Annotated in this window: 35 protein-coding genes and 1 tRNA gene; 26 read left to right on the top strand and 10 right to left on the bottom strand. The window is 65.8% G+C overall.

All coding sequences use genetic code 11. From position 1 onward, the window contains the following. Positions 1-101 precede the first annotated feature (101 nt). From rplC to AC07U4_RS12180, 24 genes are all read left to right on the top strand, one after another. On the top strand, positions 102-851 hold the full coding sequence (gene rplC / locus AC07U4_RS12065; protein ID WP_038663403.1) for a 50S ribosomal protein L3: 750 nt from the start codon (positions 102-104) through the stop codon (positions 849-851). Positions 852-853: 2 nt separating this feature from the next. Next, positions 854-1,480, top strand: a complete 627-nt coding sequence (gene rplD, locus AC07U4_RS12070; RefSeq protein WP_038663400.1) for a 50S ribosomal protein L4 — start codon at positions 854-856, stop codon at positions 1,478-1,480. After that, complete coding sequence (locus AC07U4_RS12075) at positions 1,473-1,784, top strand: 50S ribosomal protein L23 (protein WP_038663397.1); 312 nt, start codon at positions 1,473-1,475, stop codon at positions 1,782-1,784. Before rplD ends, AC07U4_RS12075 begins: the two co-directional genes overlap by 8 nt. A gap of 5 nt (positions 1,785-1,789) precedes the next feature. Further along, positions 1,790-2,629, top strand: coding sequence for a 50S ribosomal protein L2 (gene rplB, locus AC07U4_RS12080; protein ID WP_037534170.1), 840 nt, complete (start codon positions 1,790-1,792; stop codon positions 2,627-2,629). Between the two features lie 2 nt (positions 2,630-2,631). Beyond that, a complete protein-coding gene (rpsS, locus tag AC07U4_RS12085; RefSeq protein ID WP_017979490.1) occupies positions 2,632-2,907 on the top strand; it encodes a 30S ribosomal protein S19 in 276 nt (91 codons plus the stop codon). Next, positions 2,907-3,284 carry a 50S ribosomal protein L22 gene (gene rplV, locus AC07U4_RS12090; RefSeq protein ID WP_038663392.1) on the top strand — a complete coding sequence of 126 codons (378 nt, stop codon included), beginning with the start codon at positions 2,907-2,909 and terminating at the stop codon, positions 3,282-3,284. Before rpsS ends, rplV begins: the two co-directional genes overlap by 1 nt. Beyond that, positions 3,284-3,991 (top strand): 30S ribosomal protein S3, encoded by a 708-nt coding sequence (rpsC, locus tag AC07U4_RS12095; protein ID WP_037534164.1) that lies wholly within the window; start codon positions 3,284-3,286, stop codon positions 3,989-3,991. The genes rplV and rpsC overlap by 1 nt, the downstream gene beginning before the upstream one ends. A 13-nt stretch (positions 3,992-4,004) precedes the next feature. After that, positions 4,005-4,439: a 50S ribosomal protein L16 gene (gene rplP, locus AC07U4_RS12100; RefSeq protein ID WP_037534163.1), complete on the top strand. Its 435-nt coding sequence runs from the start codon at positions 4,005-4,007 to the stop codon at positions 4,437-4,439. 2 nt (positions 4,440-4,441) lie between these two features. Then, on the top strand, positions 4,442-4,645 hold the full coding sequence (rpmC, locus tag AC07U4_RS12105) for a 50S ribosomal protein L29 (RefSeq protein WP_038663387.1): 204 nt from the start codon (positions 4,442-4,444) through the stop codon (positions 4,643-4,645). Positions 4,646-4,655: 10 nt separating this feature from the next. Next, complete coding sequence (gene rpsQ / locus AC07U4_RS12110) at positions 4,656-4,928, top strand: 30S ribosomal protein S17 (protein ID WP_037534161.1); 273 nt, start codon at positions 4,656-4,658, stop codon at positions 4,926-4,928. Positions 4,929-5,090: 162 nt separating this feature from the next. Then, a complete protein-coding gene (gene rplN, locus AC07U4_RS12115) occupies positions 5,091-5,459 on the top strand; it encodes a 50S ribosomal protein L14 (RefSeq protein WP_037534160.1) in 369 nt (122 codons plus the stop codon). Continuing rightward, positions 5,459-5,776, top strand: coding sequence for a 50S ribosomal protein L24 (gene rplX, locus AC07U4_RS12120; protein ID WP_038663384.1), 318 nt, complete (start codon positions 5,459-5,461; stop codon positions 5,774-5,776). Before rplN ends, rplX begins: the two co-directional genes overlap by 1 nt. Continuing rightward, positions 5,769-6,356: a 50S ribosomal protein L5 gene (gene rplE, locus AC07U4_RS12125; protein ID WP_495195554.1), complete on the top strand. Its 588-nt coding sequence runs from the start codon at positions 5,769-5,771 to the stop codon at positions 6,354-6,356. The genes rplX and rplE overlap by 8 nt, the downstream gene beginning before the upstream one ends. A gap of 41 nt (positions 6,357-6,397) precedes the next feature. Then, positions 6,398-6,703: a 30S ribosomal protein S14 gene (rpsN, locus tag AC07U4_RS12130; protein WP_038663377.1), complete on the top strand. Its 306-nt coding sequence runs from the start codon at positions 6,398-6,400 to the stop codon at positions 6,701-6,703. A gap of 9 nt (positions 6,704-6,712) precedes the next feature. Continuing rightward, the gene (rpsH, locus tag AC07U4_RS12135) at positions 6,713-7,108 is read left to right on the top strand and encodes a 30S ribosomal protein S8 (RefSeq protein WP_037534152.1); all 396 of its coding nucleotides are present in this window, start codon (positions 6,713-6,715) and stop codon (positions 7,106-7,108) included. Next, positions 7,108-7,641, top strand: coding sequence for a 50S ribosomal protein L6 (gene rplF, locus AC07U4_RS12140; RefSeq protein ID WP_038663374.1), 534 nt, complete (start codon positions 7,108-7,110; stop codon positions 7,639-7,641). Before rpsH ends, rplF begins: the two co-directional genes overlap by 1 nt. Then, a complete protein-coding gene (gene rplR, locus AC07U4_RS12145) occupies positions 7,641-7,997 on the top strand; it encodes a 50S ribosomal protein L18 (protein ID WP_038663371.1) in 357 nt (118 codons plus the stop codon). Before rplF ends, rplR begins: the two co-directional genes overlap by 1 nt. Before the next feature lies 1 nt (position 7,998). Further along, positions 7,999-8,778, top strand: coding sequence for a 30S ribosomal protein S5 (rpsE, locus tag AC07U4_RS12150; RefSeq protein WP_038663369.1), 780 nt, complete (start codon positions 7,999-8,001; stop codon positions 8,776-8,778). 5 nt (positions 8,779-8,783) lie between these two features. Next, a complete protein-coding gene (gene rpmD / locus AC07U4_RS12155; RefSeq protein ID WP_038663366.1) occupies positions 8,784-8,960 on the top strand; it encodes a 50S ribosomal protein L30 in 177 nt (58 codons plus the stop codon). A gap of 191 nt (positions 8,961-9,151) precedes the next feature. Further along, on the top strand, positions 9,152-9,694 hold the full coding sequence (rplO, locus tag AC07U4_RS12160; protein WP_038663364.1) for a 50S ribosomal protein L15: 543 nt from the start codon (positions 9,152-9,154) through the stop codon (positions 9,692-9,694). A gap of 128 nt (positions 9,695-9,822) precedes the next feature. Then, a complete protein-coding gene (gene secY, locus AC07U4_RS12165; protein ID WP_038663362.1) occupies positions 9,823-11,187 on the top strand; it encodes a preprotein translocase subunit SecY in 1,365 nt (454 codons plus the stop codon). Between the two features lie 37 nt (positions 11,188-11,224). Further along, positions 11,225-11,869, top strand: coding sequence for an adenylate kinase (locus AC07U4_RS12170; RefSeq protein ID WP_038663359.1), 645 nt, complete (start codon positions 11,225-11,227; stop codon positions 11,867-11,869). A gap of 376 nt (positions 11,870-12,245) precedes the next feature. Next, the gene (locus tag AC07U4_RS12175; protein WP_038663357.1) at positions 12,246-12,941 is read left to right on the top strand and encodes a winged helix-turn-helix domain-containing protein; all 696 of its coding nucleotides are present in this window, start codon (positions 12,246-12,248) and stop codon (positions 12,939-12,941) included. Positions 12,942-12,981: 40 nt separating this feature from the next. Next, positions 12,982-14,322, top strand: coding sequence for a sensor histidine kinase (locus tag AC07U4_RS12180; RefSeq protein ID WP_495195555.1), 1,341 nt, complete (start codon positions 12,982-12,984; stop codon positions 14,320-14,322). Between the two features lie 205 nt (positions 14,323-14,527). On the opposite strand, the gene AC07U4_RS12185 is transcribed toward AC07U4_RS12180, so the two are convergent. After that, positions 14,528-15,268, bottom strand: coding sequence for a queuosine precursor transporter (locus tag AC07U4_RS12185; RefSeq protein WP_495179294.1), 741 nt, complete (start codon positions 15,266-15,268; stop codon positions 14,528-14,530). Between the two features lie 60 nt (positions 15,269-15,328). Here AC07U4_RS12185 and AC07U4_RS12190 point away from each other — a divergent pair. Together AC07U4_RS12190 and AC07U4_RS12195 are read left to right on the top strand one after the other, a co-directional pair. Continuing rightward, a tRNA-Arg gene (locus AC07U4_RS12190) sits at positions 15,329-15,405 on the top strand. Positions 15,406-15,672: 267 nt separating this feature from the next. Continuing rightward, positions 15,673-18,141, top strand: coding sequence for a TonB-dependent receptor (locus tag AC07U4_RS12195; protein WP_495195556.1), 2,469 nt, complete (start codon positions 15,673-15,675; stop codon positions 18,139-18,141). 47 nt (positions 18,142-18,188) lie between these two features. On the opposite strand, the gene guaA is transcribed toward AC07U4_RS12195, so the two are convergent. The 9 genes from guaA to purC form a co-directional block, all read right to left on the bottom strand. Further along, a complete protein-coding gene (gene guaA / locus AC07U4_RS12200; RefSeq protein WP_495195557.1) occupies positions 18,189-19,745 on the bottom strand; it encodes a glutamine-hydrolyzing GMP synthase in 1,557 nt (518 codons plus the stop codon). A 112-nt stretch (positions 19,746-19,857) separates the two neighbouring features. Further along, on the bottom strand, positions 19,858-20,280 hold the full coding sequence (gene rplQ, locus AC07U4_RS12205; RefSeq protein ID WP_038663347.1) for a 50S ribosomal protein L17: 423 nt from the start codon (positions 20,278-20,280) through the stop codon (positions 19,858-19,860). Positions 20,281-20,537: 257 nt separating this feature from the next. Further along, positions 20,538-21,605: a DNA-directed RNA polymerase subunit alpha gene (locus AC07U4_RS12210; protein WP_038663345.1), complete on the bottom strand. Its 1,068-nt coding sequence runs from the start codon at positions 21,603-21,605 to the stop codon at positions 20,538-20,540. Between the two features lie 83 nt (positions 21,606-21,688). Then, positions 21,689-22,078: a 30S ribosomal protein S11 gene (gene rpsK / locus AC07U4_RS12215; RefSeq protein WP_037534130.1), complete on the bottom strand. Its 390-nt coding sequence runs from the start codon at positions 22,076-22,078 to the stop codon at positions 21,689-21,691. 88 nt (positions 22,079-22,166) lie between these two features. Further along, positions 22,167-22,535 carry a 30S ribosomal protein S13 gene (gene rpsM, locus AC07U4_RS12220; RefSeq protein WP_038663341.1) on the bottom strand — a complete coding sequence of 123 codons (369 nt, stop codon included), beginning with the start codon at positions 22,533-22,535 and terminating at the stop codon, positions 22,167-22,169. A gap of 221 nt (positions 22,536-22,756) precedes the next feature. Further along, the gene (locus AC07U4_RS12225) at positions 22,757-22,957 is read right to left on the bottom strand and encodes a hypothetical protein (protein WP_038663336.1); all 201 of its coding nucleotides are present in this window, start codon (positions 22,955-22,957) and stop codon (positions 22,757-22,759) included. Between the two features lie 423 nt (positions 22,958-23,380). After that, positions 23,381-24,049: a phosphoribosylformylglycinamidine synthase subunit PurQ gene (purQ, locus tag AC07U4_RS12230; protein WP_495195558.1), complete on the bottom strand. Its 669-nt coding sequence runs from the start codon at positions 24,047-24,049 to the stop codon at positions 23,381-23,383. Position 24,050: 1 nt separating this feature from the next. After that, on the bottom strand, positions 24,051-24,281 hold the full coding sequence (gene purS / locus AC07U4_RS12235) for a phosphoribosylformylglycinamidine synthase subunit PurS (protein ID WP_038663334.1): 231 nt from the start codon (positions 24,279-24,281) through the stop codon (positions 24,051-24,053). A 1-nt stretch (position 24,282) separates the two neighbouring features. Then, entirely contained in the window at positions 24,283-25,062 is a 780-nt protein-coding gene (gene purC, locus AC07U4_RS12240; protein WP_038663332.1) for a phosphoribosylaminoimidazolesuccinocarboxamide synthase, read from the bottom strand. Positions 25,063-25,229: the final 167 nt, after the last annotated feature.

A 25,229-nucleotide genomic window follows, 5' to 3' on the forward strand; every position in this document is an offset into this window, starting at 1 on the left:
GGCGACGTACATACAATCGGGCTGGATGGCACCTTTAGCGAGGTGCCGCACGCACGTACGGGAATGGTCCCGGGCGTGCCTCTGTAATGGAGTAATGGATCATGCGCACTGGCGTGATCGCGAAGAAAATGGGTATGACCCGCCTGTTCCAGGATGATGGCCGCCACGTGCCGGTCACCGTCCTGCAGCTCGAAGGCCTCCAGGTCATTGCCCGTCGCGAACAAGATCGTGATGGCTACACTGCCGTTCAGCTCGGTGCTGGCGTCGCAAAAGCCAAGAATGTCGCCAAGCCGCAGCGCGGCCACTTCGGCAAGGCCGAGGTCGAGCCCAAGGCGGTCGTCGCCGAATTCCGTGTCAGCGAGGACAATCTCCTCGACGTCGGTGCGGAAATCTCGGCCGAGCACTTCGTTGCCGGTCAGCTGGTCGATATCCAGGGTCGTACCCAGGGTAAGGGCTTCGCCGGCGGCATGAAACGCTGGAACTTCAAGGGTCTGCGCGCGACGCACGGCGTTTCGGTCTCGCACCGTTCGCTCGGTTCGACCGGTCAGCGTCAGGATCCGGGCAAGGTCTTCAAGAACAAGAAGATGGCCGGCCACATGGGCGACCGCAACCGCACGCAGCAGAACCTCGAGATCGTCGGCACCGACGCCGAGCGCGGCCTCATCTTCGTCAAGGGCTCGGTGCCCGGTTCGAAGGGCGGCTGGCTGTTCGTGAAGGACGCGGTCAAGGTCAAGGCGCATGCCGAGGCTCCCTATCCCGCCAGCCTGAAGCAGGCTGCCAACAGCAACACCGCAGCCGACACGCCCGCAGAGACGAGCGCGCCGGAAGCTACCGACGGCCAGGAGGGCTGAACGTGAAGGTCAAGGTTCAATCCTTCGCCGGCACCGCTGCGGCGGACGTCGAGCTCAACGACGAGGTCTTCGGCCTCGATCCGCGCGCCGACATCCTGCACCGCGTGGTCACCTGGCAGCTCGAGAAGCGTCGCGAGACGGCTCGTGGCACCCGCGAGCGTGCAGACGTCGCGCGCACCGGCAAGAAGTTCGGTCGCCAGAAGGGCGGCGGTACCGCCCGTCACGGCGATCGCCGCGCTCCCGTCTTCATCGGCGGTGGTAAGGCTCACGGCGCCCGCGTCCGTGACTTCAACCCCGGTCTGAACAAGAAGATTCGCGCCCTCGGTCTGAAGATGGCCCTCTCGAGCCACGCCAAGGCCGGCTCGCTGATCGTCATGGACAGCATCGCGGTCGAGAACAACAAGACCAAGACGCTGGTCGGCGATCTCGCCAAGCTCGGCTTCGGCAAGTCGGCGCTGGTCATCGACGGCGACGCCGTCGAGACGAGCTTCGCACTCGCCGCGGGCAACCTGCACGGCATCAACGTGCTGCCGTCCGCCGGTGCCAACGTCTATGACATCCTGAAGGCTGACACGCTGGTGCTGACCCGCGCGGCGGTCGAGAAGCTGGAGGCTCGCTTCAATGGCTAAGCAGCAGAAGGCCGTCGACAACCGTCACTATGACGTGATCGTCGCGCCGCACATCACCGAAAAGGCGACCTTGCTCTCCGAGCATAACGCCGTCGTGTTCAAGGTCGCGAACGACGCGACCAAGCCCGAGATCAAGGCTGCCGTCGAGGCTCTCTTCGACGTCACCGTGACCGGCGTGAACACGATCGTCCAGAAGGGCAAGACCAAGAAGTGGAAGGGCGCTCCTTACCAGCGCTCGGACATGAAGAAGGCCATTGTCACCCTGAAGGACGGCCAGTCCATCGACGTGACGACGGGGATCTAAGGGTCATGGCACTCAAGCATTACAACCCGACGAGCCCGGCCCGCCGCGGCCTGATCCTCGTCGACAAATCCGCGCTCTACAAGGGCAAGCCGGTCAAGGCGCTTACCGAAGGCAAGCGCAAGACCGGTGGTCGCAATAACAAGGGTCATGTGACGTCGCGCGGCATCGCCGGCGGTCACAAGCAGAAGTATCGCTACGTCGACTTCAAGCGTCGCAAGTGGGACGTCGAGGGCACGGTCGAGCGTCTGGAATATGACCCCAACCGCACCGCGTTCATCGCGCTGGTGAAGTATGCCGACGAAGAGCTGGCCTACATCATCGCGCCGCAGCGGCTGGCGCCGGGCGACAAGGTCCTCGCGGCCAAGAAGACCGACACCAAGCCGGGCAACGCCATGGAGCTGGGCCAGGTGCCCGTCGGCACCATCGTCCACAACGTGGAGATGAAGCCGGGCAAGGGTGGTCAGATCGCCCGTTCGGCCGGCACCTATGTGCAGGTCGTCGGTCGTGACCGCGGCATGGTCATCGTCCGCCTCAACTCGGGCGAGCAGCGCTACATCCGTGGCGAGTGCATGGCGACGGTCGGTGCGGTGTCGAACCCGGACAACCAGAACCAGAACCTCGGCAAGGCCGGGCGTTCGCGCTGGATGGGCAAGCGTCCGCTGACCCGCGGCGTCGCCAAGAACCCGGTCGACCATCCGCACGGCGGTGGCGAAGGCCGGACCTCGGGCGGCCGTCATCCGGTTACGCCTTGGGGCAAGCCGACCAAGGGTGCTCGCACCCGTCACAATAAGTCGACCGACAAGATGATCATCCGGTCGCGTCATTCGACTAAGAGGAAGGGCTAACCATGGCTCGTTCAGTCTGGAAGGGCCCGTTCGTCGAACTGAGCCTTCTGAAGAAGGCGGAAACCGCGCAGGATGCCGGTGGCCGCGCGCCGATCAAGACCTGGTCGCGTCGTTCCACCATCCTGCCGTCGTTCGTCGGCCTCACGTTCAACGTCTACAACGGCCGCAAGTTCGTGCCGGTGTCGGTCAATGAAGACATGGTCGGCATGAAGCTGGGTGAGTTCGCGCCGACGCGCTACTTCCCGGGTCACGCCGCTGACAAGAAGGGCAAGCGCTGATGAGCAAGCCTGTATCCCCCCGCAAGGTCGGCGAGAAGGAAGCGCTTGCCGTCGCGACGCAGATCCGTGGTTCGGCGCAGAAGCTGAACTTGGTCGCGGCGCTGATCCGCAACAAGCCGGTCGGCGATGCGATGAGCATCCTTCAGTTCTCGACCAAGGCGATGGCGATCGACGCGCGCAAGGTGCTGGCCTCGGCCATCGCCAACGCCGAGAACAACCACAACCTCGACGTCGACGCGCTCGTCGTCGCCGAGGCCTCGGTCGGCAAGTCGATCACCATGAAGCGCTTCGCGACCCGCGGCCGTGGCAAGTCCACCCGCATCCTGAAGCCGTTCAGCCGTCTGCGCATCGTCGTGCGCGAGCAGGAAGAAGCATAATGGGTCACAAGAGCAACCCCATCGGCATGCGGCTCCAGATCAACCGGACCTGGGACAGCCGCTGGTTCGCCGAAGGCCATGATTATGGCCAGCTGCTGCTGGAGGATCTGAAGATCCGCGCCTTCATCATGAAGACGCTGCCGCAGGCCGCCATTTCCAAGGTCGTCATCGAGCGTCCGGCCAAGCTGTGCCGCATCTCGATCTTCGCTGCCCGTCCCGGTGTGATCATCGGCAAGAAGGGCTCGGACATCGAGAAGCTGCGCAAGACGATCGGCGCGATGACCAAGTCCGACGTGTCGCTGAACATCGTCGAGATCCGTAAGCCGGAGATCGACGCCAAGCTGGTCGCACAGGGTATCGCCGACCAGCTCGAGCGTCGTATCGCCTTCCGCCGCGCCATGAAGCGTGCGGTGCAGTCGGCGATGCGCCTGGGTGCCGACGGCATCCGCGTCGCTTGCGGCGGCCGTCTCGGCGGCGCCGAGATCGCGCGTTCGGAGAGCTATCGCGAAGGTCGGGTTCCGCTGCACACGCTGCGCGCGAACATCGATTATGCCGAGGCCCAGGCCCACACTTCCTACGGCGTGTGCGGCGTGAAGGTCTGGGTCTTCAAGGGCGAGATCCTCGGCCATGACCCGATGGCGCAGGACCGGCTGATGATGGAGGCTCAGACCTCCGGCGTCCGCCCGGCCCGCGACGACCGTCGTTAAGGACTGACACGACATGTTGCAGCCAAAGCGCACCAAATTCCGCAAGGCCTTCAAGGGCCGCATCCATGGCGATGCCAAGGGTGGCACCAGCCTCAACTTCGGGTCGTACGGCCTGAAGGCAATGGAGCCGGACCGGATCACCGCACGCCAGATCGAGGCGGCCCGCCGCGCGATCACGCGTCACATCAAGCGCCAGGGGCGTTTGTGGATCCGTATCTTCCCGGACGTGCCCGTCTCGTCGAAGCCGGCCGAAGTCCGCATGGGCTCGGGCAAGGGTTCGCCCGAGTTCTGGGCCGCCCGCGTCAAGCCGGGCCGGATCCTGTTCGAGCTCGACGGCGTCGAAGGCAAGATCGCCGCTGAGGCGTTCGAGCGCGCCGCGATGAAGCTCCCGATCAAAGTCAAGGTCGTCGCCCGTCTGGGTGACACCAGCCACCTCGGAGGCGAGTGATAATGGCCAAGTCCGATTTTCTTAGCCAGAGCGACGATCAGCTGTCCGAGAGCCTCGGCCAGCTGAAGCGCGAGCAGTTCAACCTCCGCTTCCAGGCGGCGACGAACCAGCTCGAGAAGCCGAGCCGCGTCAAGGAAGTCCGTCGCGACATCGCGCGGATCAAGACCCTCCAGGCGCAGCGCACCAGCGCCGCGGCTGCCAAGTAAGGAACATCAGATGCCGAAGCGCGTGCTGACCGGACTGATCGTGTCCGACAAGGGCGACAAGACGGTGGTCGTGAACGTGGAGCGCAAGGTCAAGCACCCGCTCTACGGCAAGATCATCCGTCGCTCGAAGAAGTACCACGCCCATGACGAGGCGAACGAGTACAAGCAGGGCGAAACCGTGCGGATCGAAGAGACCGCACCGATCTCCAAGCTGAAGACCTGGAAGGTCGTCGATCGGGTCAACACCCATGCGACGCCCGAGCGGGTCGACGTCGACGCATAATTCGCCGCCGGCTTCGGCCGGCGGATGAAGATGGCAGGGCTTGCGTCCTGCCAGCGGAGTGGTTACAGGGCCGCTCCCCCGGTGCAGTCCGCTGCGCCGGGGTCGTTATTTTAGGCGGGGTTGGGTCGGTATCCACCCCATAGACGAGAAGGAAATGGATCGATGATCCAGATGCAATCCAATCTCGACGTCGCTGACAACAGTGGCGCGAAGCGGGTGCAGTGCATCAAGGTGCTGGGCGGCTCGAAGCGTCGTACCGCCACCGTCGGCGACATCATCGTCGTCAGCATCAAGGAAGCACAGCCCCGCGGCAAGGTGAAGAAGGGTGATGTGCATCGCGCCGTCATCGTCCGCACCGCCAAGGACATCCACCGTGCCGATGGTTCGACCATCCGCTTTGACGGCAACGCCGCCGTCCTGGTCAACAAGAACGAGGAGCCGATCGGCACCCGTATCTTCGGCCCGGTCGTGCGCGAGCTGCGTGGCAAGAAGCACATGAAGATCATCTCTCTCGCTCCCGAGGTGCTGTAATGGCCGCCGCGAAGATCAAGAAGGGTGACCAGGTCATCGTCCTGTCCGGCAAGGACAAGGGCAAGACCGGCACCGTGACCCTGGCGATGCCGAAGGACGGCAAGGTCGTCGTCGGCGGCGTCAACGTCGCGACGCGTCACCGCAAGCCGACCCAGGCGAACCCGCAGGGCGGTCTCGAGAAGATCGAGGCGCCGTTGCACATCTCGAAGGTCGCGCACGTGACCGCCGACGGCAAGCCCACCCGCGTCCGCTTCGAGACGCAGGACGGCAAGAAGGTCCGCGTGGCCGTGAAGACGGGGGACAAGATCGATGGCTGATGCAGGCTACAAGCCCCGCATGAAGGGCATCTACGAGGACACGATCGTCAAGGCGATGGTCGAGAAGTTCGGCTATAAGAACGTCAACGAGATCCCCCGGATCGAGAAGATCGTCCTCAACATGGGCGTCGGCGAGGCGACCCAGGACAAGAAGCGCGTCGACCAGGCCGCTTCCGAGATGGAGCTGATCGCCGGCCAGAAGCCCGTGATCACCAAGGCGAAGAAGTCGATCGCGCAGTTCAAGCTGCGTGAGGGCATGCCGATCGGCGTGAAGGTCACCCTTCGCCGCGAGCGCATGTACGAATTCCTCGACCGTTTCATCACGATCGCTCTTCCCCGCGTCCGCGATTTCCGCGGCCTCAACCCGAAGAGCTTCGACGGCCGTGGCAATTACGCCTGCGGCATCAAGGAGCAGATCGTGTTCCCCGAGATCAACTATGACCGCATCGACAAGGTGCGCGGCATGGACGTGATCGTCACCACCACGGCGAAGACCGACGACGAGGCGCGCGAGCTGCTCCGTCTCTTCGGTTTCCCGTTCCCTCAGCCCGAGGCTGAGCAGCAGAAGCAGGCTGCGTGAGCAGCCTCGCTTTCCTGAAGTAAGGAAGAGAGCTTAAGTCCATGGCGAAACTGAGTTCGATCAACAAGAATGAGCGTCGCAAGAAGCTTGTGAAGCAATATGCTCCCAAGCTGGCGAAGCTGAAGGCGATGGCGAATGACCAGAGCCTCGACGAGAGCGAGCGTCTGATCGCTCGCCTCAAGATGGCGGAACTGCCGCGCAACGCGAACCCGACCCGCATCCGCAACCGGTGCGAGATCACGGGCCGCCCGCGCGCTTATTACCGCAAGTTCCGTCTCGCACGCGTGATGCTCCGTGATCTGGCCAATAAGGGCATGATCCCCGGTCTCACCAAGTCGAGCTGGTAAGGATTCATCATGGCAGTGACCGATCCCCTGGGTGATTTGCTCACCCGCATCCGCAACGGCCAGCGCGCGAAGAAGGACTCCGTCCTCTCGCCGGCGTCGAAGCTGCGCATCCGCGTGCTCGACGTGCTGCAGCGCGAAGGCTATATCCGTGGCTATAGCGACGAGCAGATGGGCCCCGCAGCGGGCGTCCGCATCGAGCTGAAATATTTCGAGGGCCAGCCGGCGATCAAGCATGTCGCCCGCGTCTCGAAGCCCGGCCGCCGCGTCTATTCTGGCTCGCAGGAACTTCCCCGCGTCCGCAACGGCCTCGGCATCACCATCGTTTCGACGCCTCGTGGCGTTCTGTCCGACGCGGAAGCGCGCGAGCAGAATGTCGGCGGCGAAGTGCTCGCGGAGGTCTTCTGATGAGCCGCATTGGTAAGAAGCCGATCGCCTTGCCGGCCGGCGTGACCCCGACGATCAACGACGGCATCATCAGCGTGAAGGGCCCCAAGGGCACCCTCACCATGCCGCTCCGCGACGAGATCAGCTACACGCTCGAGGACGGCGGCATCCAGGTGCAGCCGGCCAACGACACCAAGCGCGCGCGCGCGTTCTGGGGCATGCAGCGGACCATGGTGCAGAACCTGGTCACCGGCGTGACCGACGGCTTCACCAAGAAGCTGCTGATCACCGGCGTCGGCTACCGTGCCGCCGCGCAGGGTCGTAACCTCAAGCTGCAGCTCGGCTACAGCCACGACGTCAACATCGACGTGCCGGAAGGCATCGAGGTCAAGACGCCGGACGCGACGACCGTCGAGATCAGCGGTTCCGACAAGCAGAAGGTCGGCCAGCTGGCCGCCGAGATCCGTCAGTGGCGCAAGCCCGAGCCGTACAAGGGCAAGGGCATCAAGTACGACGGCGAGTTCATCTTCCGCAAGGAAGGGAAGAAGAAGTAATGACCAAGGGTCTCTCTCTTTTCGCGAAGCGCCGTCGGCGCAACCGTACCGCGCTGAAGGCACGTTCAGGCACCCGCCCGCGGCTGTCGATCCATCGCTCGGGCAAGCACATGTATGCCCAGGTGATCGACGACGTCGCCGGCAAGACCGTCGCTTCGGCCTCGACGCTGGAGAAGGACGTGCGCGACACGTCCGGCGCCAACATCGCGGCAGCGACCGCCGTCGGCACCCGCGTGGCGGAGGCGGCGAAGGCCGCCGGCGTGACGCAGGTCGTGTTCGATCGTGGCGGCTTCCTGTTCCACGGCCGCGTCAAGGCGCTGGCTGAGGCGGCGCGTGCCGCCGGATTGGAGTTCTAATATGGCTGACGAGAACAACGTGCAGCCCGCAGCGGCTGAAGGCGCTCCCCAGGAGGCCAATTCGGCGCCGCAGGGCGGCCAGCAGGGCGGCTTCGGCGGTCCCGGTGGTGGTCGTGGCGGTCCGCCGCGCGGTGGTCGTGGTGGCGGCGGCGGTGGCCGTGGTCCCGGCGGTCCCGGTGGCAATCGCGGTGGTCGTGACGGCGGTCGCGGTCGCGACAACCGTGGCGGTCGTCCCGGCCAGGATGACGGCGGCGAAGAGCTGATCGAGAAGCTGGTCCATATCAACCGCGTCTCGAAGACGGTGAAGGGCGGCAAGCGCTTCGGTTTCGCCGCACTGGTCGTCGTCGGTGACGGCAAGGGCCGCGTCGGCTTCGGTCACGGCAAGGCGCGCGAAGTGCCGGAAGCCATCTCCAAGGCCACTGCGGCCGCGAAGAAGGCGATGGTCCGCGTTCCCCTGAAGGACGGTCGCACGCTGCATCACGACGGCAACGGCCACTTCGGTGCCGGTCGCGTGACGCTCCGTTCGGCGCCGCAGGGCACCGGCATCATCGCGGGTGGCCCGATGCGCGCCATCTTCGAGAGCCTCGGCGTTGCCGACGTGGTGACCAAGTCGGTCGGCACGTCCAACCCCTACAACATGATCCGCGCCACGTTCGAGGCACTGGGTGAGCAGACTTCGCCGAAGTCGGTCGCGCAGCGTCGTGGCAAGAAGATCGCCGACCTGCTCGGCCGCGGTGGTTCGCAGACCGCCGAGGCGGACGCAGCGGCCGTCGTGGAGTAACTGACATGGCGACGATCAAGATCAAGCAGACCGGTTCGCCGATCCGCCGCACCAAGGATCAGCGCGCGACGCTGATCGGCCTCGGCCTCAACAAGATGCACAAGGTCTCGGAGCTGGAAGACAGCCCCGAGGTCCGCGGGATGATCCGCAAGGTTGCACATATGATCGAGGTACAGGGCTGATACGTCGTCCGTCACCCCGGACTTGAGCCGGGGTCCCGCTCCTTTCGTTCTGGAAGAAGCGGGACGCCGGCTCTTCGGCCGGGGTGACGGAACGGTGGCGGTCCCGACCTAGTGACAAATACGGGGAAGGGGGCTAAGCGGCCCCCTTCCTTTTTCCATCAGCGCGACAAAAGCGAAAGCGAGTGCATATCATGAAGCTCAACGAACTCCGCGACAATCAGGGTGCCCGCAAGTCCAAGATCCGCGTCGGACGCGGCATCGGTTCGGGCAAGGGCAAGACCGGCGGCCGCGGCCAGAAGGGTCAGAAGAGCCGCGAGGGCGTCAGCATCGCCGGCTTCGAGGGCGGCCAGATGCCGCTCCACATGCGTCTGCCCAAGCGCGGCTTCAACAACATCTTCGCCAAGGATTATGCCGAGGTGAACACCGGCGCGATCCAGAAGGCGATCGACGCGGGCAAGCTGTCGACCGACGGCACGATCGACCAGGCGGCGCTGAAGGCGGCTGGCCTCGTCCGTGGCGGCAAGGACGGCGTCCGTCTGCTCGCCAAGGGTGAGCTGACCACCAAGCTCGCCTTCCACGTCGCCGGTGCTTCGGCAGGTGCGCGTGCGCAGGTCGAGAAGACCGGCGGCTCGCTCGACATCCCGACGATCGTCCCCGCCGCCGAGAAGGCCGCCGCCAAGAAGGGCGTGCAGTACAAGGCGCGTCAGGAAAAGAAGGCGTCGTTCAAGGCGTAATCTTTCGTGTCCCCGCCGCGCGCGGGGACACAAAGCGCCGGACCGATTAGACAAGGCGCACCCAGCGCCTATATGAGCGGCGGGGCGGTTCAAACGCATCCCGCCGTTTTTGTTTCCAGGATACACGCATGGCATCCGCAGCCGATCAGATGGCGCAAAGCATCAGCCTCGCGAAGTTCGCGCAGGCGACCGACCTCAAGAAGCGGTTGTGGTTCACGATCGGCGCGCTGATCGTCTTCCGGCTGCTGAGCTACGTGCCGCTGCCGGGCATCGACCCGACCGCTTTGGGCCTGCTCAGCCAGCGCACCACGGGCGGTGTGCTCGACTTCTTCAACACCTTCTCGGGCGGGTCGCTCAGCCGCATGTCGCTGATCGCGCTCGGCGTGATGCCCTATATCACCGCGTCGATCGTCGTGCAGCTGTCGACCTCGCTGTCGCCGCAGCTCGCCGCGATCAAGAAAGAAGGCGAATCGGGCCGCAAGAAGCTCAACCAATATACCCGCTACGGCACCGTCGCGCTGACCGCGATCCAGGGCTATTTCATCGCCGTCGGGCTCGAGGCACTGAGCGCGAGCAACGGCCTCGCTGCGGTGATCGAGCCGGGCATGACCTTCCGCGTCGCCGCGGTGGTCTCGCTGATCGGCGGCACGATGTTCCTGATGTGGCTCGGTGAGCAGATCACCAGCCGCGGCATCGGCAACGGCGTCAGCCTCATCATCATGGCCGGCATCGTCGCGCATCTGCCGACCACGCTCGTCAACCTGCTCGAAGGCGGCCGGTCGGGATCGATCGACGCGGTGCGGCTGATCGGCATCATCATCGCGGTCGTCGCGCTGATCCTGTTCATCTGCTTCATGGAGCGCGCGCAGCGCCGCATCCTGATCCAATATCCCAAGCGCCAGACGCAGCGCGGCATGCAGGCCGATCGCAGCCATCTGCCGCTCAAGATCAACACCGCGGGCGTGATCCCGCCGATCTTCGCCTCGTCGCTGCTGCTGATGCCGCTGACGATCAGCCAGTTCGCGGGCCAGCGCGTCGCCGGCCAGTCGAAATGGGGTGACTTCATCATCACCCTCAACCAGTATCTGGCGCACGGCCAGCCGGTGTACATGGCGCTCTACGCCGCCGGCATCATCTTCTTCTCGTTCTTCTACACCGCCGTCGTCTTCAATCCCGAAGAGACCGCGGACAACCTCAAGCGCTATGGCGGGTTCATCCCCGGCATCCGCCCGGGCAAGAACACCGAGAATTACTTCGATTACGTGCTGACCCGCATCACCGTGATCGGCGCGGCCTATCTGACGATCATCTGCCTGTTGCCCGAATATCTGGTGTCGGCGCTGTCGATCCCCTTCTATCTTGGCGGCACCAGCCTGCTGATCGTCGTCAACGTGACGATGGACACGGTGACGCAGATCCAGAGCCATCTGCTCGCGCATCAATATGGCGATCTCATCAAGAAGGCGAAGCTGAAGGGCGGGCGTCTCCGCTAACGTCGGCAAGTCCACGAGCCAAACAGGGAGAGCTCGCGTGAACATCATCCTTCTCGGACCGCCAGGCGCGGGCAAGGGCACCCAGGCGCAGCGGCTGATGGCCACGCGCGGGATGCAGCAATTGTCGACCGGCGACATGCTGCGCGCCGCGGTCAAGGCGGGCACGCCCGTCGGCCAGCAGGCGAAGGCGGTGATGGAGGCGGGCGAGCTCGTCTCGGACGCGATCGTCTCGGCGCTGATCGGCGAGCGGCTCGACCAGGGCGTCGGGGGCGGGGCGATCTTCGATGGTTATCCGCGCACCGCCGCGCAGGCCGTCGCGCTCGACGAATTGCTCGAGGCGCGCGGCCTGACGCTCGACCATGTCATCGAACTGGAGGTCGACGAGGCCGCGCTGATCGAGCGCGTCGAGGGCCGCTACACCTGCGCCAATTGCGGCGAGGGCTATCACGACCGCTTCAAGCGCCCGAAGGTCGAGGGCGTCTGCGACGTCTGCGGCTCGACCGCGTTCAAGCGCCGTCCCGACGACAATGCCGAGACGGTGCAGACGCGCATGGCCGAATATCGCGCCAAGACCGCGCCGATCCTGCCGATCTATCAGGCGCGCGGCCTGGTCGAGCGCGTCAACGGCATGGCCGACATCGATCACGTCTCGCAGGCGATCGCGGCGATCCTCGACGGGTAAGGGGGGGCGATGGCCTCGCCTTTCCCTTCTGCCCCTCTCTGTCATCCCCGCGAAGGCGGGGATCCATAACCTCCGACGTCCGCGATTCATCGTGAGGTCCGCGCGTATGGATCCCCGCCTGCGCGGGGATGACGAATGTAGCGTGGTGCCGACATTTCTCGATTCCGACATAACCCGTTACAACCATGACGTTTTTGTCATCTGACGGTCACCGCATCGCTACCACCGCTCGGCTAGACCGTAACCCACGGTCGCAGCGTCGATCGGCAGGTTTGTCGAGATCGGTACCCGTCACTCCCGGGGGTGCCGTAGGGGCCGGCGGAAGGGATGCTTTCCGCCGGCCTTTCCTGTAGTGAGGAAGCGTGAGCAAGACACCGTGAGCCGCAAGATCCTGATCGTCGAGGATGACAGCTCGACCGCCGCCTATCTCGCCAAGGGCCTGTCCGAGGGCGGCTATTCCGTCGAATCGGCGCGCGACGGCCGCGACGGCCTGTTCCTCGCCAGCGAGGGCATCTTCGACCTCATCATCGCCGATCGCATGCTGCCGGGGCTCGACGGCCTCTCGATGGTCAGCGCGATCCGCGCCGCGGGGATCGCGACGCCGGTGCTCGTCCTCTCCGCGCTCGCCGCGGTCGACGATCGCGTCGACGGGCTCAAGGCCGGCGCCGACGATTATCTCTGCAAGCCCTTCTCCTTCGCCGAACTGTCCGCGCGGATCGAGGCGTTGGTCCGCCGCAGCGACCGCGTCGCCACCGAGCCGACGAAGACCAAGCTCGCGGTCGGCGATCTCGAGATCGACCTGCTCGCCCGCCACGTCACCCGCGCCGGCCGCAACATCCCGCTCGGCGCGCGCGAATTCAACCTGCTCGAATTCCTCGCCCGCCATGCCGGACAGGTCGTCACGCGGACGATGATGCTCGAGAAGATCTGGAATTATCACTTCGATCCGGGCTCGAACGTCGTCGACGTCCATATCGGCCGTCTGCGTCGCAAACTCGAGGACGGCTTCGCCTCGCCGATCCTCCACACGGTACGGGGCGCCGGCTACCGGCTTGCCGCCGATCCCGTCTGATCCGGATTCGCATTTGGTGGGCGGTCGGTTAGGACGGGCCATGCGCCTGTCCGTCACCGCCCGCATCGCCCTGTTGTCGATCGCGCTCGCGCTGATCTCCAACCTCGTGCTCGTCGGCTTCGTCTGGAAGCAGACCGACGCCGCGGTGGTCGGCACCGTCCGGCGCGAGACGATCGAACAGTCGGACGCGATGCGCGCTATCTACCGCGCCGACGGGCTCGCCGCGGTAATCGAGGCGATCGAACACGCCCGCGTCGCCGGCGACACCGCCCTGCTGCTCGCGGTGCTCGACCGCAACGGCAATCGCGTTGCCGGCTACGCCCCCGCGCACGTCGGCATCCCGCTCGTCCCCAGCCAGTTCCGCATCGCCGACTTCGACACCAGCGAGGCGACCAACGACATCGGCTATACGCTGCGCCCGATCGGCGACCACTGGCTGCTGACCGGCCGCCGCCTCGATCTGGTCGAAGCGGAGCGCAATGCGATCGAGGGCGCGCTCGCGGTTGCGGTGCTGCTGTCGCTGATCCTTGGCATCGGTGCCGGGCTGGTGCTCGCGCGCTACGTCGGTCTGCGCCTCAACCGCATCGCGGCGGTGATCGAGGCGGCGGGGGAGGGTGATCTTTCGCGCCGTGTGCCGGTCGCACCGGCGCGGCGCGACGCGTTCGACCGGCTCGGCCATCAGCTCAATCTGATGCTCGGCAAGCTCGAACGGCTGATGGTCGAACTGCGCGTCGTCACCGACAGTATGGCGCACGACCTGCGCTCGCCGCTCACCCGGCTGCGTACCAAGACCGAGCAGGCGGTGCTGATCGCCGACCCCGCGGCGCGCGAGGCGGCGCTCGGCGGGCTGCTGGTCGAGACCGATCTCGTCATGCGCATGCTGACGATGGTGATCGAGATCAGCCGCTCCGAATCGGTGTCGCGCGACCGGTTCATCCTCGTCGAGCCCGCCGAACTGGTCGAGGAGATCGCCGAACTCTACGAGCCGGTGGCGGAGGAGGCGGGGCTCGACTTCACCGTCGCGATCGACGCCTCCGCGCCGGCGATGCCGCTGCACCGCGAATTGCTCAGCCAGGCGATCACCAATCTCATCGACAATGCGCTCAAACATGCCGCGAGCGGGGGCGTGCTGACGCTGCGCCTCGTCTGCCACGCGCAGGAGATCGCGATCCAGGTTGAGGATCGCGGCACCGGCATCGCCGAAGCCGACCGTGCACAGGCGCTCAAGCGCTTCGGCCGGCTCGACGCGGCACGCACGACGCCGGGCGCGGGCCTCGGCATGGCGCTGATCGAGGCGGTCGCGCGGCTCCACAACGGCCGGTTCGAACTGGCGGACAACGTGCCGGGTCTCATCGCGCGCATCGTGCTGCCGGTCCATTGATGCGGCATCCGCGGGTCTCGCACGGCCCGGACTGACGGCCGGGCTAAGCGAGCCTCTGTCGCGCTGTCCTATACGTGCCCCGCCTGCTATCCCCGCCGCCGGCTTTTTCGCATCGTCGATCCATCACCTCCAAAACGGAAACGATGGGAGCGGATCGTTTTCATTAAGGTGTCCATCTTGTCCATGTCGTCCAACACCGGTGCGATCACACCCCCGTCCGGAACGGCGTGAAGTCGGTCGCCCGGTCGAAGACGTCGACGCCCTCGGCGCGCTTCAGCGCCGCGACGACGACATAGGTGACGGGCGTCAGGATCACCTCCCACGCCACCTTGAGCGCCCATTGCGTCAGCATCACCTTGACCACCAGCGCCGGCGTGAACCCCGCCGCGCCGAGGAAGGCGAGCGGATAGAAGATCAGGCTGTCCACGCCTTCGCCGAGCACCGTCGAACCGATCGTCCGCATCCAAAGATGCCTGCCCGCGGTACGCACCTTCATCCGTGCCATGACGTAGGAATTGACGAACTCACCCGCCCAGAATGCGCAGACGCTCGCCAGCACGATCCGCGGCACCTGGCCGAAGATCGTCGCATAGGCGGCCTGATTGCCCCAGCTCGGCGCCGGCGGCAGCGCGACCACCACCCAGCTCATGAACGCCATGAACACCACCGCGGCGGTACCCGCCCAGATCACCCGCCGCGCCCGCGCATAGCCATAGACTTCGGTCAGCACGTCGCCGATCACGTAACTGACCGGAAAGAACAGGATGCCCGCGCCGAACGGCCATGGCCCGATGCCGGGCAGCACGATCTGCGCCACCTTGCCTGCGCCGATCACATTGGACAGCAACAGGATCGCGACGAACGCCGCCATGACGAAGTCGTAATAGCGGAACGCCTGCCCGCGCATCGCCGCGGCATCGATCGCCCGTTCGCCCCGCTCGCCCATGGCGGCGCATTATATGGCGGTTCCCGTCCCGCGCAAACCGCGCTAATCGGTCTGCCGCGCGCGCCCGTAGCTCAGATGGATAGAGCACGAGCCTTCTAAGCTTGTGGCCGCTGGTTCGAATCCAGCCGGGCGCGCCAGATTCTGGTCCCAGGCTGACGTCACGGTGGTCCTGCCGTCATCGCGGTCGCGTCTTCAAAGCATTGATCCAAATAACACTTTTGGGTTTACCGCTGCCGGCTGATGATAAGGCTATGTCGTTACCGCCGCCCCAATATGACGATCTCCTTACAAACGATTGTGATTTTTGCGCTGGTAGCGCTGCCATTTGAAAACATCCCCTAGAATGGCTCCGTATGCTTCCCATATGGAGACCCCCCGTGCTTCTTGCCCGATTAAGCTTGACGATGATTGCCTTCGCCAATGTCCTGCCGCAGGCGGCCAGCGCACAGGACATGCCGGCCGAGGCGGAGCAGAAGGCGGGCGATCCGGCACGGGCGCCGGCGAAGAACACCGACATCATCGTCACCGCGGTAGCACGCGGCCGCGACCGCCTCGACAGCGCGATCTCGACCAGCTCGCTGCGCGAGACCGAAATCCTCAAGATCGCGCCGCGCTCGACCGCCGAGATCTTCCGCAACATCCCCGGCATCCGCTCGGAAAGCTCGGGCGGCGACGGCAATGCCAATATCTCGATTCGCGGCCTGCCGATCGCCACCGGCGGCGCCAAGTTCCTGCAATTGCAGGAAGACGGCCTGCCCATCCTCGAATTCGGCGACATCACCTTCGGCAATGCCGATATCTTCCTGCGCGCCGACCTCAATCTCGCCTCGGTCGAGGCGATCCGCGGCGGCTCCGCCTCGACCTTCTCGTCCAACTCGCCGGGCGGCGTCGTCAACCTGATCTCCAAGACCGGCGAGGTCGCCGGCGGTGCGATCCAGGCGAGCACCGGCCTCGACTATGACGAGCATCGCGTCGACTTCACCTACGGCGGCAAGGTCGCCGAAGGCACACGCTTCCAGGTCGGCGGCTTCTACCACCAGGGCGAGGGGCCACGCCACGTCGGCTATGACGGCACCAAGGGCGGCCAAATCAAGGTCAACGTCACAAGGGCGTTCACCGGCGGCTACGTCCGCCTCTACGGCAAGCTGCTCGACGACCGCTCGGCGGCCTATCTCCCCAACCCGGTGCGCGTGACCGGCAGCGACGGCCACCCGCATTACGAGGACATCCCGGGCTTCTCGATTGCGCACGATGCGCTGCTCTCGCGCTATGTCACCAGCAACGTCACGCTCGACGGGCACAACAATCCTGTGGTCGACGACCTGCGCGACGGTCAGCATCCGGTGGTCAAGGCGATCGGCGTCGAGACGCAGGTCGATCTGTCCGGCTGGATGCTGACCGAACGCTTCCGCTATGCGGACATCTCCGGACGGTTCATCTCGAACTTCCCGGCTACGGTGGATGGGGCGGCGGCGACCGCGACCGACCTCGGCGGCAACGGCGCGACGCTGCGCTACGCCACCGGCCCGGCCGCCGGTCAGGCAATCGCCGATCCGTCCGCGATCAACGGCAACGGCCTGCTCGCGCGCATCGTCGTGTTCGACGTCAAGCTCAACAGCCTCAACAACGTCACCAACGATCTGCGCGTCAGCCGCGTCGACCGGGCCGGCAAAGGCGACCTGACCACCACCGCCGGCTTCTACGCGTCGCGCCAGACGGTCGACACCGACTGGCTGTGGACCTCGACGCTGATGGACGTGCGCGGCGACGGCCGCGCGGCCCTGGTCGACGTGTTCGACGGCCGCGGCCTTGCCGTCACGCAGAACGGCTATTACGGCTTCGGCGCGTCATGGTTCGGCGGCTGCTGCCGGCGCAGCTATCGCGTCGATTATGCGGTTAACGCGCCGTTCGGCTCGCTCAACTACAAGATCGGCCGCGTCGCGCTCGGCGCCAGCGTCCGCTACGATTACGGCAGCGCGCGCGGGTCGATCTACGGCGCCGACCTCGGCGGCAACCGGATCGGCACGACCGTCTTCGATATCGACGGCGACGATCGCCTCTCCGCCGCCGAGCGGCGGGTGGCGGTGATCCCGCTGACCAGCCCGGCGCCGGTCGACTACACCTGGCATTACCTCTCCTATTCGGCCGGCATCAACCTCCGCGTGTCCGAGCCCTTCGCGGTCTTCGCCCGCTACAGTCGCGGCGCGCGCGCCAACGCCGACCGTCTGCTGTTCGGGCGGCAGGTGAGCCCCGTCGACGGATCGCTGACCAACCGCGACGCCGCCATCGACTATGTCCGTCAGGCCGAGGCCGGGCTGAAATATCGCCATGACGGCCTCACCGCCAATCTGACCGGCTTCTGGGCCGGCACCGAGGAGCAGAATTTCGAGGCGACGCGCCAGACCTTCATCGACCGCAAATACCGCGCCTACGGCCTCGAACTCGACGGCGGCTATGGCTACGGACCGTTCGACCTCACGGTCGGCGCGACCTATACCGATGCCAAGGTCACCGAGGACGCGCTCAGCCCGCAGAGCGTCGGCCGCACGCCACGGCGGCAGGCGGCGCTGATCTTCCAGGCGACGCCGCAGGTCACTATCGACCGGTTCAGCGTCGGCGCCAATGTCGTCGGCACGACCAGCAGCTATGCGCAGGACGTCGGCGACCTGCGGCTGCCCGGCTTCACCCAGGTCAACGGCTTCGCGCAATGGCGCTGGACCGACCGGCTGCTGCTCTCGCTGAACGCCAACAATCTGTTCGACGTGCGCGGCTTCACCGAGGCGGAGGACGGATCGATCCCCGCCAACGGCATCGTTCGCGCGCGCTCGATCAACGGCCGCACCACCTCGCTGTCGCTGCGGGTGACCCTCTGAACGCGAACGGCGCGGGCATCGCTGCCCGCGCCGTTACTGGCGCCCGGTCATTCCCATTCGATCGTGCCGGGTGGCTTCGACGTATAATCGTAGACCACGCGGTTGACGCCCTTGACCTCGTTGACGATGCGGGTGGCGACGCGCGGCAGAAAGTCGCTGGGGAAGTCGAACACCTCGGCGGTCATGCCGTCGGTCGAGGTCACCGCACGCAGGGCGAGCACATGGTCATAGGTGCGGCCGTCACCCATCACCCCGACCGTCCGCACCGGCAGCAGCACCGCGAACGCCTGCCAGATCGCATCGTACAGGCCGGCGTTGCGGATCTCCTCGAGATAGACCGCATCCGCCTTGCGCAGGATGTCGCACCGTTCGCGCGTCACCTCGCCGGGGATGCGGATCGCGAGGCCGGGGCCGGGGAAGGGGTGGCGACCGACGAAGACGTCGGGCAGGCCGAGTTCGCGGCCCAGCGCGCGCACCTCGTCCTTGAACAATTCCCGCAGCGGCTCGACGAGCTTCATGTTCATCCGCTCGGGCAGGCCGCCGACATTGTGGTGGCTCTTGATCGTTACCGAGGGGCCGCCGGTGAAGCTGACGCTCTCGATCACGTCGGGGTAGAGCGTTCCCTGCGCGAGGAACTCGGCTCCGCCGATCTTCTTTGCCTCCGCCTCGAACACGTCGATGAAGGTCTTGCCGATGAACTTGCGCTTCGCCTCAGGGTCGGTGACGCCGGCGAGGCCGTCCATGAACAGGTCCTGCGCCTCCACATGGACGAGCGGGATGTTGTAATGGCCGCGGAACAGGCTGACGACCTGTTCGGCCTCGCCGGCGCGCAGGATGCCGCCATCGACGAACACGCAGGTGAGCTGGTCGCCGATCGCCTCATGGATCAGCAGCGCGGCGACCGACGAATCGACCCCGCCCGACAGGCCGCAAATCACCTTGCCGCTGCCGACCTGGGCGCGGATCTCGGCGATCTTCGCCTCGCGGAACTCGGCCATCGTCCAGTCGCCGGCGAGGCCGCAGACGTGGCGGGCGAAATTGGCGATCAGCCTGCCGCCGTCGGGGGTGTGGACGACCTCGGGGTGGAACTGGACACCATAGAAGCGGCGCGACTCGTCGGCGACGATCGCATAGGGTGCGCCTTCCGAGGTCGCGACGGGGCTGAAGCCGGGCGGGATCGCATCGACCTTGTCGCCGTGGCTCATCCACACCTGGTGGCGCTCGCCTTCGGCCCAGAGGCCGTCGAACAGCGCGCAATCGGCCTTCACCTCGACATAGGCCTTGCCGAACTCGCCGCCGTCGCCCGAGACGATGACGTTGCCACCGAGCTGCGCGCTCATCAGCTGCTGGCCGTAGCAGATGCCGAGGATCGGAATGCCCGCCTCGAAGAAGGCTTGCGGCGCGCGTGGGCTGTTCTCGGCGGTGACCGAGGCGGGGCCGCCCGACAGGATAATGCCGGCGGGCTTGAGCCGCTCGAACGCCGCCTCGGCGGACTGGAAGGGGGCGACCTCGCTATAGACGCCCGCTTCGCGGACGCGGCGTGCGATGAGCTGGGTCACCTGGCTGCCGAAGTCGACGATCAGGATGGTGTCGGTGTGCTGCATGGCGGGCGTGTAGCGATGCGACGCCGATAACGAAAGAGGCCGCGCCATTGCTGACGCGGCCTCCAGAGCTTTTCCGTCATTCCGGGACATGCCCGGGATGAAGGGGCGGGGCTTATGCCGCTTCGTCGAAATCCTCGTCCGACTGGACCGGACCCGAATCCTGGCCCTTGGCCGAGACGTCGCGGTCGACGAACTCGATGATCGCCATCGGCGAGGCGTCCGAGGCGCGGATGCCGGCCTTGATGATGCGGGTGTAGCCGCCGTTGCGATCGGCGTAGCGCGAGGCGAGGACGTCGAACAGCTTCACGAGCTGCGCATCGTCGAGCAGGCGCGCATGGGCGAGACGACGGTTCGACAGGCCGCCCTTCTTGGCCAGCGTGATCAGCTTCTCGACGTAGGGACGCAGTTCCTTCGCCTTGGCGACGGTGGTGGTGATCTGCTCATGCTTGATGAGCGCGGCCGACATGTTGCGGAACAGCGCAATACGATGGGCCGAGGTACGCTGCAGCTTACGGCCGCCGACGCGATGACGCATGGTAACTTCCTTCGTTCGTTATGGGGCCGTTTTACGGAGATCCCCAGACCAGGCGGTTCGTAACGGGCCACCGCCATTGAGGCCCCGGTAAGTTCATAAAGGTCACGCAAAGAGACGTGTCCTTGGGCGGCCGGGTGGCGGTGCGGCGAAGCCGCACCGGTCACGTCGAACGGGCAGGGTGGCGGCTTCGCCGCTTCCCTGCCCGTCGGCCGAGGTCATCGCCGAGACGGCGGATAGCCGAGGCTATCCGCCTGCGATTACCCCATGATTTCCTGCTCGAGCTTCTTCGCCATCTCTTCGATGTTCTCGGGCGGCCAGCCCGGGATTTCCATGCCGAGGCGCAGGCCCATGGACGAGAGAACTTCCTTGATCTCGTTCAACGACTTGCGGCCGAAGTTCGGGGTCCGGAGCATCTCGGCCTCGGTCTTGCCGACCAGGTCACCGATGTAGATGATGTTGTCGTTCTTGAGGCAGTTGGCCGAACGCACCGACAGTTCGAGCTCGTCGACCTTCTTGAGCAGATAACGATTGATCTGCTGCGTGTCGCCGGCCGCGTCGCCGCCAGCCGCCGGAGCGGCCGCCTGGCCGATCGGCGCGGACGAACGGGTGATCGCCGAATCGTCGAAGTGGACGAACAGCGCCAGCTGGTCCTGCAGGATACGACCGGCATAGGCCACCGCATCCTCGGGCGTCACGGTGCCGTCGGTTTCGATCGTCAGCGTCAGCTTGTCGTAATCGAGGTCCTGACCGACGCGGGTCGGATCGACCTTGTACGACACCTGGCGCACCGGCGAATAGAGCGCGTCGACCGGGATCAGGCCGATCGGCGCATCGGCCGGACGGTTGGCGGTCGCGGGGACGTAGCCCTTACCGATGTCGGCGGTCAGCTCCATGTTGAGCGTCGCGCCTTCGTCGAGGTGGCACAGCACCAGCTCGGGGTTCATCACCTCGATGTCGCCCGACACGGCGATATCGCCGGCCTTGACTTCGCCGGGGCCGGTCGCCGAGAGCTGGAGGCGCTTCGGCCCCTCGCCCTGCATGCGGATCGCGATCTGCTTGACGTTCAGAACGATGTCGGTGACGTCCTCGCGGACGCCCGCCAGGCTGGAGAATTCGTGCAGCACGTTCTCGATCTTGATCGAGGTCACGGCCGCGCCCTGCAGCGAGGAGAGCAGCACGCGGCGCAGCGCGTTGCCGAGCGTCAGGCCGAAGCCACGCTCCAGCGGCTCGGCCACGAAGGTCGCCTTCCGCTTGCCGTCGCCGCCCTTTTTCTCAAGGCCGTTGGGCTTCTTCAGTTCCTGCCAGTTCTTTGCATTGACAGACACAGGTGTCCCCTAATTTGGGCCGGAACGGGGGCAGCTCCAGCCGGGAGAAAAACGCGCCGACTCGTCAGCCGGCGCGTGGAAGATCAGACGCGGCGACGCTTCGACGGACGCACACCGTTGTGCGGGATCGAGGTGACGTCGCGGATCGAGGTGATCTGGAACCCGACCGCCTGCAGCGCGCGAAGCGCCGACTCGCGGCCCGAACCCGGACCCTTGACTTCGACTTCGAGGGTGCGGACGCCGTGCTCGGCGGCCTTCTTGCCGGCGTCTTCCGCGGCCACCTGAGCGGCATACGGGGTCGACTTGCGGCTGCCCTTGAAGCCCATCGCACCGGCCGACGACCACGAGATGGCATTGCCCTGCGCGTCGGTGATGGTGATCATGGTGTTGTTGAAGCTGGCGTTCACATGGGCGACGCCGGCGGTGATGTTCTTGCGTTCGCGACGGCGAATACGCTGCGGTTCACGTGCCATTGGTTGAGATTCCTGACCCTAATTCGGAAATCGCCGGGCAATCGGCATCGAGCCTGCCTCCGGCGGAGTAATTCGTCCCCCGGACGAATTACTTCTTCTTGCCTGCGATCGGCTTCGCCTTGCCCTTGCGGGTGCGCGCATTGGTGTGCGTGCGCTGGCCGCGGACCGGCAGGCCCTTGCGGTGGCGCAGGCCACGATAGCAGGCGAGATCCATCAGGCGCTTGATGTTCATCGCCGTCTCACGACGCAGATCGCCCTCGACCGTGTGGTCGGCGTCGATCGTCTCGCGGATCTGCAGCACTTCCTGATCGGTCAGGTCCTGCACGCGGCGCTCCGGCGCGATGTTCAGCTTGGCGATGATTTCCTTGGACTTGGTCAGGCCAATGCCGTGGATGTAGGTCAGCGCGATCACCACGCGCTTGTTGGTCGGGATATTGACACCCGCGATACGTGCCATGAAATGTTTCTCCTAGCTCCACGGGGAACGGCATGGCCGCACGCCCCCATCTCGTCGCATCCTCCGACCCAACACCGCCTTCCAAGACCTTGCATCTACGCAAAGCGCGACGAACGCAAACGAGCGTCGCCGGAAGCCGGTATTTCGGAGAGGAGTGCAGGTAGGCGGGCGCAAACGCCGTGTCAAGCGACTGGTTCCCGGCCGCTTCGCCCGATCCTCGCTTACATCAGCGGGAAGGGGGCCTTGGCCGTCAGTGCCATGATCAGCAGCATGATCGACAGACCCGCGGACAGGCCGCACAGCAGATAGCCGACATATTGCAGCATCGGCGGATTGGGCCGCGCGAGCCTGGCGTTGCGGGTCGCGCCCTGCAACACGAAGCTCATCAGCATGCCATAGGTAAAGACGATCGCCCCAAGCATAATGCTCCTTCTTGCCGTATCCGGCGCAAAGCCCCCGCGGCACCGCCGCCCGTCGAACGCAGCCCCCCGGCTGCGTCTTGCGCCGTCACCCTATCGGCCCGGGGCTGACAAGTGGTTAACCGTCGGCCGGGCTGGAAATGCGACGAGTGCCGCTTGCGGGCTTCGGCGCGTGGCGGGGGCGGTCGCAACGCCCGCCCCGCGTTCACCGAGCCGCTTCCACATCGTCTTCGTCACCCCGGACTGGTTCCGGGGTCAATCGGGCCGCAGGGGCACGGCTGGAGGCACAACCGATGCTCCCCGCCGCGGAGTGGACCCCGGAACCAGTCCGGGGTGACGGGGGTGCGCCTGGAAGGCGATGGACCCACTCGAACGCTGATATGCGATAGCCGCCGCGTTCACGGACGTGCGCGGAGGTCGCGCGGCTTACGCCCCGATCGTCTCCAGCACGCCTTCGAAGAGGCGGCGGCCGTCGGTGCCACCGTGCGCGGTTTCGATCTTGCGCTCGGGATGGGGCATCATGCCGAGCACGTTGCCGGCGGCGTTGAGGACGCCGGCGATGTCGCGCGCCGAGCCATTGACCGATTCGCCATAACGGAAGGCGACGCGGCCTTCGCCTTCGAGCCGGTCGAGCGTTTCCGCATCCGCAAAGTAATTGCCGTCGTGGTGGGCGACGGGGACGCGGATCGTCTCGTTCGCGTCATAGCGGCTGGTGAAGGCCGATTGCGCATTGGCGACGGTCAGCGCGACGTCGCGGCAGACGAAGTCGAGACCGGCGTTGCGCATCAGTGCGCCGGGCAGCAGCCCCGCCTCGGTCAGCACTTGGAAGCCGTTGCACACGCCGAGCACGGGCAGGCCGCGGCCCGCCTGCTCGACGATCGCGCGCATGATCGGCGATCGCGCCGCGATCGCGCCCGAGCGCAGGTAATCGCCGTAGGAGAAGCCGCCCGGCACCGCGACGAGGCCGACGCCGTCGGGCAGCTCGCTGTCGCCGTGCCAGACCATCGCCGGCTTGCTGCCGGTCACCCGTTCCAGCGCCACCGCGAGGTCGCGGTCGCAGTTCGAACCCGGAAAGACGACGACCGCGGTTTTCATGTCAGACGCGCTCCACGCGGAAATTCTCGATCACCGTATTGGCGAGCAACTGGCGGCACATGCCGTCGATCGACTCGTCGGTCGTCGAATCGGCGACCTCGAGTTCGAACATCTTGCCGGCGCGGACGTCCTCGACGCCTTCGAAGCCGAGGCTGCCGAGCGCGTGGTGGATGGCGCGGCCCTGGGGATCGAGCACGCCGGGCTTGAGCGTCACGAAGATACGCAGCTTCATCTTACTTACCCCGGCGTTTGCGATGGCTGTCGAGGTCGAGCACGGCGCCATCCTCGCCCTCGGGCATCAGGCCGAGGCGACGCGCCACCTCCTGATAGGCCTCCGCCTCGCCGCCGAGATCGCGGCGGAAGCGGTCCTTGTCCATCTTCTCGTTGGTGTCCATGTCCCACAGGCGGCAGCCGTCGGGGCTGATCTCGTCGGCGAGGATGATCCGGCCGAAGTCATTGTCCCAGATGCGGCCGAATTCGAGCTTGAAGTCGACCAGCCGGATGCCGACGCCGGCGAACAGGCCGCTGAGGAAGTCGTTCACGCGGATCGCGAGGTCGGCGATGTCGTGCATCTCCTCCTGGCTGGCCCAGCCGAAGGCGGCGATATGCTCGTCGGTGATCATCGGATCGCCGAGCGCGTCGTCCTTGTAATAATATTCGATGATCGTGCGCGGGAGCTTGACGCCCTCCTCGATCCCCAGCCGCTTCGACAGCGAGCCGGCGGCGACGTTGCGCACGACGACCTCGATCGGCACGATCTCGACCTGGCGGATGAGCTGTTCGCGCATGTTGAGCCGGCGGATGAAATGCGTCGGCACGCCGATCGCGTCGAGCATCGTGAAGATATGCTCGGAGATCCGGTTGTTGAGCACGCCCTTGCCGTTGATCGTGCCCTTCTTCTGGGCGTTGAACGCGGTGGCGTCGTCCTTGAAATACTGGATCAGCGTGCCGGGCTCGGGGCCCTCGTACAGGATCTTGGCCTTGCCTTCGTAGATCTGGCGGCGCCGAGCCATGCGCGTGTCCCCTGAAATAGAGCAGCCCCGGCGGCGCGAGGTTCGCGAGCCGGGGCCGGAATGGTCGCGCCTATAGGGGAAGGGGGGCGGGGGTGCAATCACGAGCGATACCGGCGAAAACGATACCGAAACGGGCGCATGACATCGGCTGGGATGCACGGTAACGC

This window comes from Sphingomonas sp. GW821-FHT02B09, assembly GCF_059421875.1.

Coding starts and splice junctions, on each gene's coding strand:
- rplC (WP_038663403.1), top strand. CDS start 102: ATGCGCACTGGCGTGATCGCGAAGAAAATGGGTATGACCCGCCTGTTC.
- AC07U4_RS12075 (WP_038663397.1), top strand. CDS start 1,473: ATGGCTAAGCAGCAGAAGGCCGTCGACAACCGTCACTATGACGTGATC.
- rplB (WP_037534170.1), top strand. CDS start 1,790: ATGGCACTCAAGCATTACAACCCGACGAGCCCGGCCCGCCGCGGCCTG.
- rpsS (WP_017979490.1), top strand. CDS start 2,632: ATGGCTCGTTCAGTCTGGAAGGGCCCGTTCGTCGAACTGAGCCTTCTG.
- rplV (WP_038663392.1), top strand. CDS start 2,907: ATGAGCAAGCCTGTATCCCCCCGCAAGGTCGGCGAGAAGGAAGCGCTT.
- rpsC (WP_037534164.1), top strand. CDS start 3,284: ATGGGTCACAAGAGCAACCCCATCGGCATGCGGCTCCAGATCAACCGG.
- rplP (WP_037534163.1), top strand. CDS start 4,005: ATGTTGCAGCCAAAGCGCACCAAATTCCGCAAGGCCTTCAAGGGCCGC.
- rpmC (WP_038663387.1), top strand. CDS start 4,442: ATGGCCAAGTCCGATTTTCTTAGCCAGAGCGACGATCAGCTGTCCGAG.
- rpsQ (WP_037534161.1), top strand. CDS start 4,656: ATGCCGAAGCGCGTGCTGACCGGACTGATCGTGTCCGACAAGGGCGAC.
- rplN (WP_037534160.1), top strand. CDS start 5,091: ATGATCCAGATGCAATCCAATCTCGACGTCGCTGACAACAGTGGCGCG.
- rplX (WP_038663384.1), top strand. CDS start 5,459: ATGGCCGCCGCGAAGATCAAGAAGGGTGACCAGGTCATCGTCCTGTCC.
- rplE (WP_495195554.1), top strand. CDS start 5,769: ATGGCTGATGCAGGCTACAAGCCCCGCATGAAGGGCATCTACGAGGAC.
- rpsN (WP_038663377.1), top strand. CDS start 6,398: ATGGCGAAACTGAGTTCGATCAACAAGAATGAGCGTCGCAAGAAGCTT.
- rpsH (WP_037534152.1), top strand. CDS start 6,713: ATGGCAGTGACCGATCCCCTGGGTGATTTGCTCACCCGCATCCGCAAC.
- rplF (WP_038663374.1), top strand. CDS start 7,108: ATGAGCCGCATTGGTAAGAAGCCGATCGCCTTGCCGGCCGGCGTGACC.
- rplR (WP_038663371.1), top strand. CDS start 7,641: ATGACCAAGGGTCTCTCTCTTTTCGCGAAGCGCCGTCGGCGCAACCGT.
- rpsE (WP_038663369.1), top strand. CDS start 7,999: ATGGCTGACGAGAACAACGTGCAGCCCGCAGCGGCTGAAGGCGCTCCC.
- rpmD (WP_038663366.1), top strand. CDS start 8,784: ATGGCGACGATCAAGATCAAGCAGACCGGTTCGCCGATCCGCCGCACC.
- rplO (WP_038663364.1), top strand. CDS start 9,152: ATGAAGCTCAACGAACTCCGCGACAATCAGGGTGCCCGCAAGTCCAAG.
- secY (WP_038663362.1), top strand. CDS start 9,823: ATGGCATCCGCAGCCGATCAGATGGCGCAAAGCATCAGCCTCGCGAAG.
- AC07U4_RS12180 (WP_495195555.1), top strand. CDS start 12,982: ATGCGCCTGTCCGTCACCGCCCGCATCGCCCTGTTGTCGATCGCGCTC.
- AC07U4_RS12185 (WP_495179294.1), bottom strand. CDS start 15,268: ATGGGCGAGCGGGGCGAACGGGCGATCGATGCCGCGGCGATGCGCGGG.
- AC07U4_RS12195 (WP_495195556.1), top strand. CDS start 15,673: ATGATTGCCTTCGCCAATGTCCTGCCGCAGGCGGCCAGCGCACAGGAC.
- guaA (WP_495195557.1), bottom strand. CDS start 19,745: ATGCAGCACACCGACACCATCCTGATCGTCGACTTCGGCAGCCAGGTG.
- rplQ (WP_038663347.1), bottom strand. CDS start 20,280: ATGCGTCATCGCGTCGGCGGCCGTAAGCTGCAGCGTACCTCGGCCCAT.
- rpsK (WP_037534130.1), bottom strand. CDS start 22,078: ATGGCACGTGAACCGCAGCGTATTCGCCGTCGCGAACGCAAGAACATC.
- rpsM (WP_038663341.1), bottom strand. CDS start 22,535: ATGGCACGTATCGCGGGTGTCAATATCCCGACCAACAAGCGCGTGGTG.
- AC07U4_RS12225 (WP_038663336.1), bottom strand. CDS start 22,957: ATGCTTGGGGCGATCGTCTTTACCTATGGCATGCTGATGAGCTTCGTG.
- purQ (WP_495195558.1), bottom strand. CDS start 24,049: ATGAAAACCGCGGTCGTCGTCTTTCCGGGTTCGAACTGCGACCGCGAC.
- purS (WP_038663334.1), bottom strand. CDS start 24,281: ATGAAGCTGCGTATCTTCGTGACGCTCAAGCCCGGCGTGCTCGATCCC.
- purC (WP_038663332.1), bottom strand. CDS start 25,062: ATGGCTCGGCGCCGCCAGATCTACGAAGGCAAGGCCAAGATCCTGTAC.